Origin of the sequence: Arthrobacter sp. UYEF21 (genome assembly GCF_040546085.1) — a bacterium.
Lineage (GTDB): Bacteria > Actinomycetota > Actinomycetes > Actinomycetales > Micrococcaceae > Arthrobacter.
Window position 1 is genome coordinate 54,497 of the sequence record NZ_JBEPNF010000003.1, and the last position, 12,450, is coordinate 66,946.

8 protein-coding genes are annotated in these 12,450 nt (G+C 62.8%); 3 read left to right on the forward strand and 5 right to left on the reverse strand.

All coding sequences use genetic code 11. The annotated features are described in order from the left end of the window. Positions 1-105: 105 nt before the first annotated feature. From ABIB27_RS05090 to ABIB27_RS05100, 3 genes are all read left to right on the forward strand, one after another. A complete protein-coding gene (locus ABIB27_RS05090) occupies positions 106-1,779 on the forward strand; it encodes a tyrosine-type recombinase/integrase (protein ID WP_354253606.1) in 1,674 nt (557 codons plus the stop codon). Further along, positions 1,776-2,084 carry a hypothetical protein gene (locus ABIB27_RS05095; protein ID WP_354253607.1) on the forward strand — a complete coding sequence of 103 codons (309 nt, stop codon included), beginning with the start codon at positions 1,776-1,778 and terminating at the stop codon, positions 2,082-2,084. The genes ABIB27_RS05090 and ABIB27_RS05095 overlap by 4 nt, the downstream gene beginning before the upstream one ends. Before the next feature lie 68 nt (positions 2,085-2,152). Beyond that, positions 2,153-2,368, forward strand: coding sequence for an integrase core domain-containing protein (locus ABIB27_RS05100; RefSeq protein ID WP_354253608.1), 216 nt, complete (start codon positions 2,153-2,155; stop codon positions 2,366-2,368). A 226-nt stretch (positions 2,369-2,594) separates the two neighbouring features. On the opposite strand, the gene ABIB27_RS05105 is transcribed toward ABIB27_RS05100, so the two are convergent. From ABIB27_RS05105 to ABIB27_RS05125, 5 genes are all read right to left on the reverse strand, one after another. Next, positions 2,595-2,819, reverse strand: a complete 225-nt coding sequence (locus tag ABIB27_RS05105) for a hypothetical protein (protein ID WP_354253609.1) — start codon at positions 2,817-2,819, stop codon at positions 2,595-2,597. A 125-nt stretch (positions 2,820-2,944) separates the two neighbouring features. Beyond that, complete coding sequence (locus ABIB27_RS05110; RefSeq protein WP_354253610.1) at positions 2,945-4,624, reverse strand: nuclease-related domain-containing DEAD/DEAH box helicase; 1,680 nt, start codon at positions 4,622-4,624, stop codon at positions 2,945-2,947. 22 nt (positions 4,625-4,646) lie between these two features. Further along, the gene (locus ABIB27_RS05115; RefSeq protein ID WP_354253611.1) at positions 4,647-8,000 is read right to left on the reverse strand and encodes a UvrD-helicase domain-containing protein; all 3,354 of its coding nucleotides are present in this window, start codon (positions 7,998-8,000) and stop codon (positions 4,647-4,649) included. Further along, entirely contained in the window at positions 7,997-10,861 is a 2,865-nt protein-coding gene (locus ABIB27_RS05120; RefSeq protein ID WP_354253612.1) for a PD-(D/E)XK nuclease family protein, read from the reverse strand. The genes ABIB27_RS05115 and ABIB27_RS05120 overlap by 4 nt, the downstream gene beginning before the upstream one ends. Before the next feature lie 74 nt (positions 10,862-10,935). Continuing rightward, a complete protein-coding gene (locus ABIB27_RS05125; protein ID WP_354253613.1) occupies positions 10,936-12,450 on the reverse strand; it encodes a TY-Chap domain-containing protein in 1,515 nt (504 codons plus the stop codon).

The window sequence follows — 12,450 nt, forward strand, 5'->3', positions numbered from 1 at the left end:
CGGTCCCCGAAGACTGGCTGGGAGAACCCCTTGAGATGCGGTGGGAAACCCGACACCATACGACGCCCTTCGTCCTTTTCCTGATGCTCACCGGAAGAATCCACGGTGACTACGGGTATCTTCTGGAAACCAAACTCACCAATATCCTCAGCGCGTGCGCCAGGCCAAGCACTCGAAACAGACCTGCTCTTCTTCCTGGACAAGGCCCGCACGCTGGGCTTTAGCGAACGCGTCAGCCGTGCCATGACCACCGGGATCGTGGCTCGGATCCTGCTTCACCGCGGTGGCCCGCTTTCGGCGGTGGGAGCCGGGGATCTGGAGGAAGTGGAGGCCGCGTGCCGGGCACGGGAGCAACGCAGCGGACGTTCCGCCCACCCCTATCTGGTGCTCAGCGCCGATGTCCGCAGGGTGCTCTTCCATGCCGAGCTCATGGCCGAACCACCACCGAAACCAGATACTCGCCGCTCCTTCACCCAACGAATGGAAACGGTCCACGGGCCCCTGGGCGGGGCCTTGGTGCGGTATCTGGATCGCAAGACCGTGACCTGCGTGCCCCATACCGTGTCCTCGCTGGCGACCCGGCTGGCCCATTTTGGTGCGTATGTCACCACGCTGGACCCTGACCTTTCCGGACCTGCCGGGTTGGAGCGGTGCCGGCATATCGAGCCGTACCTCATCGCGTTGAGTCGGGCCCCGAACACCAAGAGCGGGGGCATACTCTCGCCTGCGGAGCAGGCCCGCAGAATCCATGCCGTCTCAAACTTTCTGCGGGAAATCACCGAATGGGGATGGCCGGATGCCCCGGCACGGCAACTGCTTTTCCGTTCCGATGTTCCCCGCCTGCCCCGCCCTCTGCCCCGTTACCTGCCGCCGGACAGCGACAGGATGCTCGCCCAAGCCCTATTGAATTCCACCAACAGGCTGGTCGCCGACGCCTTGCTGCTGCAACGAGCCTGCGGACTGAGAGTTGGTGAACTCCTGGACCTGGAATTGGACTGCGTCCACCAGCTCTCCGGCAACGGCGCCTGGCTGAAAGTCCCCTTGGGCAAGATGAAGACCGAACGCATGGTGCCCCTGGATGATGACAGCCTGGCCCTGCTGGACCGGATCATCTCCACCCGGTCCCCGGGCCAGGCGATCACCCACCCCGTGAGCGGCAAACCCGTGCAGTTCCTCTTCACCCGCCACGGGAAGCGGCTGCAGGTAAACGGACTGCGCTCAGAGCTGGACCGCGCCGCGGCCAATGCCGGACTGGGGCACGTGACCACACACCAACTGCGCCATACCTACGCGACTGCCCTGATCAATGCCGGCGTCACCCTCCAAGCCCTGATGAGCCTGTTGGGGCACGTCTCGGCGGAGATGAGCCTGCGCTACGCATCTCTCTTTGATTCCACCGTGCGCACCGAATACGAGCGAGCCCTGGACCTGGCCAAGACCCGCATCGGCACCACGACCGGAACGGGAAGGACGCTGCTGCCGATCACGGCCGTGACCAGCGGAAACTGGCGTGAGACACCGACCATCAAATCCCGGCTGGCCGGCGGCTACTGCCTACGCGCCCCGGCCCAGGAAGCCTGTCCCTACGCGAACATCTGCGAGCATTGCCCCAGCTTCCGCGCCGAGAACAGCAACCTCCCGGTCCTCCAAGCCCAGCGCAAGGATGCCGCCATGCTGGCCCAAGATGCCCGGGGCCGTGGCTGGGACAGCGAAGCACGCCGGCACGAAGCGCTCGTGGACCAGCTGGACCTGCTCATCCGGGAAACCGGCACGGCATGAATCCTGAACCGCTGAACGAAAGAGTCGAAGCAGCCCTGCGCCAGCTCACTGGCCAGGGCGCCCGGATCAGCATCACCGCGGTTGCCGCCCTTGCAGGCATCCCGCGCTCGAGCCTTTACCGCAACGCCGCGGCACGCGATCTCATCCACCGGCGCATCGCGGAAACACGCCTGGACTCGGAGAAGAATATGGCCCTGGAGATCCTCCGGCTCAGCACGCTGGTTGATGCGCTGGCCGCGCGGGTCCGCAACCAGGAAGAACGCCTCCGGCAGCTCGAAGGCAGGCCGCACAGCACACCACGCTGACGCCTGAAGATTAGCCAGTTATGGCGAAGTGCACCCAATTATTAGCCGGTTAAAGCTACGACAATGCCATGGCAGAGGCGCTCAATTCCCTCTTCAAGGCAGAGCTCATCCGGAACAAAGGTCCATGGACCGGCATCAACGACCTTGAAATCGCCGTCGCTGAATACATCGATTGGTACAACCACCGGCGTCTCCACGGCGAGATCGGCTATATCCCGCCAGTGGAAGCAGAAACCATTTTCTACTCAAATCTGCCCACCATCAAAACGATGGAACGGGTCTAACAAACCCTCCACCAAACCCGGGGCTTGACATCGAGTTCGCAGGCTTCTGCATCGACATGGTTGTCCGTGAATACCCCGCCACCGGCAAAACGGGGATCGGCACACCCGAGTGGGCGTGCCAGAACCCGGAGTGCCGGCACCGCTGGTGGTGACTTTCGGCCCATATCAGGCCTTCGACACCCCGAAATGAGTCGAGGCGGATGAATCAGTGCTGGCAGCCTGCTCGTCAGAGCTGGCCAGATGACCGTCGGATGCGCCTTTGCCTCTCCAAGTAGTCGAGGACCCTGCCGAGTTCGACGTCGTAGAGTTCTGGGACGGTCTGGACATTACGCCCCGACCCCTTGAGAAGCATCTGGCGCGCCTCGGCGGCGCTACTTAGGCTTAGCGCCGGCACTGCGCGCATTACCTGGTCAATTTCCTTGGCGTTCAGCCGGTAATGGGTGCGTTTCATTGATCCGTGCCCAGTATCAAAGATTTCGTAGCCGTCCGCCATCTTTCCCCCTTGTCATTGTGAATACGCAACATTGTGTGTCAGGGGTCGGACATCATCCAGTCAGGACCGGCATCTGCGGCCGCTCATCTCGACACGTCAGCGGGCCTCCAGATCTGCGCTCTCGACAGAATCCGACCGAGTTCAGAACCGCCTGCCTCCGCCAGCAACCCGGAGTCGCCGACCACGACCAGGAGGCTCCGTGCCCTGGAGAGCCCCACATACAGCTGCTCCGCCGCACGCTTAGGCTCCTTGAAACCGTTCACGCACAACACTACGACGGAGCGCTCCAGACCCTTGAAGCCCAGGACGTGGCCGTAGAATTCTCGTTCGTTCGCGTGGAACTCGCGCCAATAGTCCGCGGTCGTGCCGGTCTCGAAGAACTCTCGATGGATGGGATGCCGTGCTTTGGTCGTCAACAAGGCGATTTGGTTGTTCGCCCACCCCTCCTCGATAAGGGCATCGACACAGTCCTCAGCCACGTCCAGGGCGTCCTCGGTGGCACATTCAACTCGACGGACAGGCAGTCCCGTGCTGCCTCGCGGAGTGAAATGCTCGCCGGCGAATGACTTGAATGTGTCCGCGATCTTTCGGGTGTTCCGGAGATTGTCGTCAATGTGGATGGGCACCAGACCAACCGCCGGATGACCGGAATCTCCCAAGGCACCGGTCCAACGGCTGTAGACGTCCTGATGATCGTCCTGGAACGCGAAGACTTCGCTGGTGTCCGGGTCCTTCGTGCAAGCCAACAGCGCTTCCCACCACAGTGGCGCGAAGTCCTGAGCTTCATCAACAACGACGGCGTCCAGCTTCAGCCACTCGTCCATGGTGGCAGCGAGTGACTTGAGTTGCCGGGGCATGTCCTCATCGAAGTAGGCCTGGCCGACTCCGTCCGGCACGCCAAGCCCGCGGGCGTAGTCGTGGAACTCCCCGGTGAACACCGGCTTTGCCTGGCGCCATGGCTCTACCTGATCCTGAAGGTACTGTCCGAGGCCCTTGTTGTAGCAGAACAGGCCAACCCGTTTCCCGGACTTGGAGAGCACTTTTGCCTTTTCGACAGCCAGCCATGTCTTACCGCTGCCGGCGCCTCCGGTGAACTGCACACGGCGCAGTGACCGCGTTGCGCGGAGCAGCACTGCCTGTCCTTCCGTCAGGTGGTCCTGCACGTACTCGTCCTGCGCGGGGTCCTGGTGGTCTCCGGCGGGCTCGAGAGTTCCGCTTAGCTGGCGAACGATTCGTTCAGTGAAGGCAGCGGCGAGTGGAGTAGCGCCGCCTCCCTCCTGTTCGATTGCCCGACGGACAAGTTCAGCGGCGGATTGCATATCCGTCTGGTCCAGGACCAAGGTTCGCGGGCAACCAGCCATGTTCCAAGTCTGAGGAACCTTTGTGTAGGGAAAGGCCACGAGGTAAGCGAATCGACTGGTCAGGCGAGACCCGGTTTGGCCGCTGATCCAGTTCTTGAAGGCGTGCTGTGAACCCTGCGACTGGGCAACGGGGCTCTGAATTTTGCGCTTATCGCTGCGGTCCGACTGGTACCACTGGGCATCGTCTACGGAGATCTGGCCGCCTTTGACTTCAATGGCGGCCATTCCGACGCCGGGCCAAAGGACCAGCAGATCAATTTCGTGCTCTGACCTGCCGTCCCGAACCCGGACGGAATGCGCCAGCACCGCCTCCTCCGGCAGGCTGGCCTTCAGTGCTTCCCAAACGGCTTTCTCGGCCAACTGGCCATCGCCGAATTCAGGCTCGGCTGGAATGCATCTCATCGCTGTACCTCTCTCTTCCGCATCAGGAAACCGGCACTGGCAGGTTCTCGAGCTTCTGCCGACGGACGTCAGCGAAGCTGGGCCTGCACAGCACCAATACGAGTTCGCTCACTTGCTCGCCGGTGGTTTCGGCGAGCAATTCGGCATACAGGCCGAGCTGCTGCCAGTATGCGGACTGAGTCGCCTCCGACATTTGCACATCCGTTTTGAAGTCAATGATGACCAGGCTGCCGTCGTCCTCCCGGTACAACAGATCGATGATGCCCTCGATCACCACCCCATCGCGTTCTACTGCAACGGGCAGCTCATTCCAATGCCGGCGCTCCGCTGCTCGTCGGACGGGAACAGCTGACATCGCCGATCGGGCGCAGGCTTCAAGGTCAGTCGCGGACTCCAGCCCGAATTGCAGGGCCACGGTCCGGGCCAGGCCTCCGAAACCGTCATCGGCATGCAGACCTGACACATCCATAAGACGGTGCAATGCCGTGCCGAAGTCAGCACCATGCATCCCGACGGCGCCGCTTGAGAATGGCGCACCGGAGGCAGCGCCGTCGTCGGCGAAGCTCAGTTCCTGCGGCGGCTCGTCCCGCGTACCCGCCGCCTGGACGGCCGGCACAGCGCCGCCCTTGGTCAGTGCAGTCACAGACGTGCTGGCAGGAATTGCGGACTGCGCAACCCACCGAGCACGCATGTCCTGCCATTCGTCGAATGCCGGTACAGGAGACACTCCGTGCTGGGATTTCACGCGGGCGGGGAACGCTTCGGGGAACTCAAGTTCCTGCACCGTTTCCGGATCGTCGACTGAGCCCAGCATGCCGCTGAGGCTCGAAGGGCCCCCGCTGTAGAGGGATACGACGAGGTGGCTGGTGGCCCGTGTGCAGGCCACGTAGAGCAGCCGGCGTTTCTCCGCAGCGAGCAGTTCGGCCTCCGCCTTCTTGGCCTCGGGATAGCCGGCCGACTCGATGTTGCCCGAGATGTGCACCTGCAACTGACCGAACTCGTCCCAGAGGGCCTTGTCCGACGAGCCACCTCTGGTGCTGCCCGCCCCAGCCAGAACCACCATGGGGAACTCAAGCCCCTTGGAGGCGTGGATGGTCATGATCCGGACGGCTTGGGCGTCTGTCTCGGGGACCACGGCTTCTTTGACCTTGGCATTCTCCTCTTGCTGAACGGCGGCCCAGAGCAGGTAGTCGCGCAGGCTGCCGTGGGTCGCTTCGGACCACGCGCGCGCTTGATCGACCACAAACCTCAAGCGGCGCCAGACGTCCCGGTAGCGTGGCGAGTCCGTCGCGGACTCGAGCACCCGGCGGTCAGCCAGGATGCGTTCCATGATCTCCGACGGGGGACTGTAGGAAAGATCCCAAGAGAGCGTCTTCAAATAGCTCAGCGCGCTGGCGACAGGCGATCCCGCCAAAGCCTCGGGAGCCGTTCCATGGATGCTCCAATACCCGCCTCCGGCGTGCCATTCGTACAAGTCGTCGTCACCGCAGCCGAGGTAGGGCGTCCGCAGCGCTAGGGCCAGGGACGCCTGGTCCGCCGAGTTGGCGAGGGACCGGAGCAGGAGGAGCAGATCGTGGACCTCCTGGGTTCCGTAGACCAATGAGGAAGCTTCAGCCCGGTACTCGATGCCCGCCGAGTCCAGTGCATGTTCGATGTGAGACAGTGACGTCCGGGTGGGCAGGAGGATGCAGATGTCCCGGGACTCGAGGTTGGAAAGCGCGTAGGAGGGTGCTCCAGACTGCTTCTGCCATGGCGAGCCCGCATGACCCAGGGCCAAACCAATGGCTGCCGCCACGTCCGCGGCTTCTTGGGCATGCCGGGCCTGGGCGCTGGGCTTCTCTCCGTCGGCGCCCGGCATCATTCCACTGCGTCCAATGACGGCTACGGCGGGACCAGTGGAGTCGTCCACCTCGGGCCTGGAAGGGTCCGCATGGAGTGGTTGGTAGTCCGCCTGGATGCTGCCGTTGGCCTCGATCAATTGTGCAAACGTGTGATTGACCCAGCGAAGAACGGCGGGAGTGGACCGGAAGTTCGTGTTGAGCCGGGCTACCTCCGCCGCCGTATCCGTTTCGGCGCGCCCTCGGGCCGTCATATAGGTAGCGATGTCGGCCCGTCGGAAGCGATAAATGGACTGCTTTGGATCACCAACGGTGAAGAGATGTCCGGCGGGTATCGGGAGCTTCTCCCAGTCGCCTGGACCGCACACCTCGTCAGAGCAGATTCGCAGGGCAATCTCAGCCTGGATAGGGTCAGTATCTTGGAACTCGTCGAGCATGACGTGGTGGTAGCGGCGGTGAACGGCGGCCTGGATCTCTCGTCGCTCCTCGCCAACCAGCAGGTTGCGGGCGTGGACCAGCAGGTCGTGGTACTCCAGTTCACCCCGCCGCTGACGTTTCCCGGCTTCGTCTAGGAAGATCCCGGACATTATGGACGTAACCGTCTCCAGCGCGGGTCCTACAATGCTCGCAATGAGCTCCGCGACATTTGCCACGACATCCTGTGCTGCACTTCGCACCTGGTTGACGGGAATCTGCCAGTCTCCCTTCGCTCCGCCCTTGAGGTGGGCGGTCGGAACTTTGCGCAAGACACCCATCAACATGTTCGGATCGTCAGCGGACTGTGCTTCCTGGAGTTGCAATAGCCAGGCCTCAAGCCCGCTCAGGCCTTTGGCCAGCAATACGTTATTCGGATTGGTGCAGTGTTCCCGCAGGGCCACGACGTCAGAGCATTGCCGGATAATCGGCCCGGCGTTCAGCTCGGGGATGTATCTGGTCTCCGACGGGCTGTCCTCCAGACGATCCCAGTTTGAGTCGAGGGCCCGTCCGAGGTCGCGGAGGTTGTCCAGCGTGACACCGACCGCCAGCAGGGCCCTCAGCGCCTTGTCCGCGCGGGGCTCGTTGAACAGGGCCGCGACCACTGCCTCCCAACGTTTGGTGAACGCGATTTGGGACCGCAGCTCGTCGACGACGTCGATCATCGGCGGGACACCGGCGGCCACTGGGTTCTCGCCAATCAGCCGGGCCGCGAAAGAGTGGATAGTCCCGATTGGGGCCGTGTCCAGCTGGTTGAGAGCTGCCGCCCGCAGCGTCTCGGTCACGTCGTTGGCCTCGTTGGACTCATTAGCAACCGCGAGCCGCTTGCGGACTCGCTCCCGCAGCTCGCCGGCTGCTTTCTCGGTGAATGTAATGGCCGCGATGCCACGGAGCTCGACGCCGGAATCCACCAGGGCGCAGATGCGTTCCACAAGCTCCCGGGTTTTGCCGCTGCCGGCGCCCGCCTCGACGAAAACGGTCTTGTCCAGCATCGTGCGCACGATAACGCGGTGGCTTTCATCGCGCAGTTCCAGAGCTGGGGGAAGAACTGTTGCGCTGCTCATTTGTCGTCCTTCAGGATAGCGAGTGAGACCAATTCGGAGGTTTTGGAAAGCCGCTGCCAAGTATGTTTGGCGCCGGCGGTGCCGGCCAGGTTAGTGAAGTTGGAGAAACTCGACTCCTCCGGCTTGTGCGGAAAGATGCCGCGATGCAGAGCGGAGACGATCACGGAGGCGTCCGTCCTTAACTGATGGAGCACCGCGTCGTCGACTGCATACCCAATCGGGTCTGCATCCTGTGACACAAACCAGTACTGGGCCTGGACCGGAACTGCAGTGTCGGCCTGGAGGCTGCGCGCAAAGAGCCCATAGACGGGCAGCTGAAACTTCTTCCCGCCAGCCGTAGGATCCGCTTGAGACATTCCCTTGAATCTGCTGGTGCCACCAGTCTTGTAGTCGACGACTCGGACGGCCCCGGATTCGTGCCGATCGATCCGGTCAACGAAGCCAAGGAATTGAATCTCCTGTCCATCGAGCAGGGCCAGGTTTACCGACTCATGCTGATACTGCTTGCCGTATTCGGCGGGCCCGAACCCTGCCTCCGGTTGCTGATAGGTCCATCCCTTGGCAGCGTCACGTTGGTCCGCCGCGAACACCCGCCGCAGGTCCGCGAGCATTCGGCTCCTATCCCGATCCCAGAGGTGGCCGAGCCACGCTGAGTTTTCGGGTTTCTGGAAGAGGATTTCGCCTATCGAAGTGAGGTCCTGCTCAGTGGATGCTTGCCCATCTTCGGTTGCTCCGAGCACAAACGTTTCGAGGGCTTTGTGAATGAGCTCTCCGCGCTGTATCGGACTGATCTGCAGCTCCAATTGGATGTCCTCGAACACGCTGACCTTCAGGACCCGCTTCATGAAGTAGCTGAAGGGGTTGGTTGCCCAGTCCTCGAGGCTTGTGGGTGAGATGGCCTTGGCCGGATTGAAGAAGCTTCCAGCAAAACGCGACAGATCCCCGTTGAAGCGCGAGAACGCGCCGTGGTGGCGGTCGTGGCGGATTTCCAGGGCACGGTGGAGGACACTGTCGTCGGAGGCAAGCTCATTGCGTTTGCCGCTCAGGCAGGACCTGAGCCGCCACTCCTGTGCGGTGGGGGCCAAGCCGTTTGTTGTTCCGGCGCCCGTCCGGATTCCGTGCTCGTAAGACCTGAGCTCCACCACAGACTTTGGATCTTCGAGGCCGGCGGAGATCCAGCGGGACATTTCGTAGGATCCCCCGCCTCGAAGATTGCCGCGCGGGAAGAACACTAGCGTCCGGGATCCGCTGGCCAGCGCCGCGAGAAACTGCTGGTGTGTCAGGGCAATTCTCTGTTCCGCCGTCGGAAGGCCGGTGCCCAGTTCGACCTTGATCTGGTCAGGGAGCAACGGATCCTCTCGGACCTTGGAGGGCGCGAGGCCCTCAGCCATTCCTGCCAGGATCACGACGTCGAGGTCCCGCCCAACGCCGTCGGCGATTGTCCCAACCGAGATCCCGACGCCGATTTTTCCTCTCCGCCCGGAACGGCGGTTGATTCCTTGTTCTAGCGCGGTGCGCAACGCGCCACCGCTGGGAGCGGGCGCCACTCCGTCGAGCAGGGACAGGCTGTCTGCTATCTCTAAGACTTCAGCCCGGGCGGCGCTGACCCGCGGGTGCTCTGATGCCGAGCGCGGGCCCAGGAACTCCTGGACGAAGTCTCGGAGTTCCGCTGCCGCCCCAGCCCATGAGGAGGCCTTCGCGACGCGAGCCAACCCGCCGGACAGAGCGTTGCGGAAACTGACGAACTGGGCCAACTCCGCCAGTCTCCGGGCTTTTCGCTCCTGGGACTCCTCGTCCAGCACCACGTCGCTCTCCGGTGCTTCCTCGTCTCGCGGCGGGTTCAGGTACAGGCGCTCACAGGCGGCGGCGGACGGAAGATCATTGTTACTCCAGTGGACACTGCCTTCGGCCATGGTGTTGAGAACAGCCCTCACGTCCAAAGCTTTCGGGTCCAGTTGCAGCAGTCTCAGCAAGCCGCGGGCCTGGGGCGAGTCGCGAAGTTGCTGAGCCGAGGGGCCGCTGAACTCGATGCCGGCCTCATCCAGCCGGCGGGCCAGCAGGGAGCGATACGGGTCTGACGCAGAGTAGAAAACCCCGATGCGATGCCCAGCGACGCCGGAGCCGAGCAACTCCGCAACGGAGCGCACGATGGCGCGGCACTCATCGTCGGAATCGGAAGCGCTGTAGATGCTATCTACCCCGCGGACCGAACCATCGGCCGCCAGCGACTGCATGCCCGCAGCGGACAGCGTGTCGAGCAGGTGCTCGGCGCTGGGCCCCTGGCCCTCAGGAAGCATGAAGCCGATGATTGTACCGAGTTGGTCCAGAGCCCCCGGCTGGCTGAGAAGGAGCTTTGCCGCTCCCGAGAGTGCCTCGGCCTCGGTGAAGTACGCCGATTTGAGCGCGGTCATGGCTGCGTCGTTCAGACGAAGTCCGTCCGGGACAAGTTCAGGCAGTGACGCCGAGGCGTCGACGTTGACACCGTCCAGCGCCGAGGAAGTCCTCGTCAGGGCTGCGGCCGTGCCGGGCTGGTCTGCAACCTCCTTGAAGACACCAGGATTGCGGGCGAGACTTGCCGTCAGAGCGCCCTGCCGGATCATGGGGTCCAACAAACCTCGGCCACTGGCCTCCGGACTCGGTGCAAAGAGGTCTATGGCCAGATCAATGAGCGTGAATGCGCGGACTCCGACGACACCACTGCCGGACTTCCTCGCCAAATAGCGCGGAATATCGAGGGCGCTGGCCCGGGAGGGGACGAGCACGGTCACCGGCGCGAACGGGTCTCCCGCTTTCGCCTCCTGCACCAGCCGTTTCAATTCGGCGAGGGCGGCCTGAGCCGATGCAAAGTGCTGTGTCGTCATGCTGTGATCCCCAATGGTTGTCGAAATTTTCGGTGCATGCGGCAGGTCGCCGAGCAATGGCCTTGAGAGACTGCTCAAGCCGCGTTCTGAAGTGTTTGGACTGCGCCGGCAAGAGCATCGGCAAGTGTGACGCCGCCGTCCGGACCGGGCCCGGTCGGGAATTCGCCGGTATGCCATCGAAGCTTGCTAGCGTCGTCGCAGTCCCGGCCATATCTGAAGCCTTCGAGTATCTGGTGCCCCGCTTCAATGTGCGGGATACCGTCCTTGAACCAGTTCGGAAAATCGTGATTCGGAGCAGACCAGCCATTCACGGTCAGGTAGCCGGTATCTATGGGCCACGTGTCGGCTGGCAAATATTGCTCGGACACAATTTCGAACCAGACCCCATCGGCGCTGGGAACTGCTTGGGCGTAGGGTGTCAGTCCTTCGGCGTCCTCGGCGTATTGAATGCTCAGGAATGAGTTCCACGGCATGTTTGCGAGGACCTCACTGATCAGTTCGCCCGCTTTTGCCCAACCTTCCTGGACGTCGTTCTCGGCTCTGATGTGGTTGACAAGGCCGTCGTACTCATCCTCGACTTCTGACGGCATTGCGGCGCCGATCACCGACTCCCAAGCGCCGAAGTGCCTCCTGATGGCGACCACGGACGGGCGATGGCGGCCGGCGGCCATTTCGACAGTCGCCCAACTGTCGTAGCTTGCCACGTCTTTCGGGGAGCCGAAGTAGCGGGACTCTCCTCCAAACCTACGGGCCGCCTCAACAAAATCAGACTTGCTGAAGCTAACTGGGTCCAATGTCGGCTGCAGCCCTGCGGAAGCCAACGCGGTGCCCCAGAACCCTTGGCCCAAGTGGCGCCGCACGGTGCGTGCCGGCACCGGCCAAAGGTCTCCGCGACCGGGCAGTTCGTCTCCGAGGTCCGCCGAGATTGCCTCCGCTATCTCGTCGTAGTCTGAGTACGAGATTCCGGCGTCATCACCGGCGCGGATGGCCTGCGCCGTTGTTTCAATGACCGCCAGGATTTCGGCTGGCTGGCCGTAGGGGCCGCCCGGACCCAGGAAGTTCCGGATCTCGGCGACCGATGAGAGCGGCATCATCCCCAGAGCCAATTCATAATCGGGTTGGACTCCGCGGTGGCGGCCCAGCACGTAGAGCAAGCTGAGCATTTCGATGGGAGGAACAAACTCCACCTCACCCCTATGTAGTTGGTAGGCACGGTGCGCGAGTTCCTTGAACGTGTGCGTAGTCCGGAGCATTTCCTCGGCAATGTCGACGTCGACGGGTGCTCCGAGCGCGGCGAGAACCTTGGGTATATCCACGAAATCGATACCGGCTCGGTTGAGCTGTTCGAAGCGTTCGCGCTCTTGGTATAGGGCTGCCAATGTGGCATTGCATCGATTCCGGAGGGCCCTGGACCGCTGCTCCTCGCACCGGTCCGCGACCCGGCTACCGAGGATGTCCAGAAGCGCCCAACTGCTCGTGTTGGCGGCAGCCGCGATGCACCGCAGTGGATCCCCGGCCAGGAAGGATTTGGTTACCTGCCCAATCACGTCGCGCGGGAGAACGTCAGTCTCGGATGAAGGTGTGCTCAC

Coding starts and splice junctions, on each gene's coding strand:
- ABIB27_RS05095 (WP_354253607.1), top strand. CDS start 1,776: ATGAATCCTGAACCGCTGAACGAAAGAGTCGAAGCAGCCCTGCGCCAG.
- ABIB27_RS05105 (WP_354253609.1), bottom strand. CDS start 2,819: ATGAAACGCACCCATTACCGGCTGAACGCCAAGGAAATTGACCAGGTA.
- ABIB27_RS05115 (WP_354253611.1), bottom strand. CDS start 8,000: ATGAGCAGCGCAACAGTTCTTCCCCCAGCTCTGGAACTGCGCGATGAA.
- ABIB27_RS05120 (WP_354253612.1), bottom strand. CDS start 10,861: ATGACGACACAGCACTTTGCATCGGCTCAGGCCGCCCTCGCCGAATTG.
- ABIB27_RS05100 (WP_354253608.1), top strand. CDS start 2,153: ATGGCAGAGGCGCTCAATTCCCTCTTCAAGGCAGAGCTCATCCGGAAC.
- ABIB27_RS05110 (WP_354253610.1), bottom strand. CDS start 4,624: ATGAGATGCATTCCAGCCGAGCCTGAATTCGGCGATGGCCAGTTGGCC.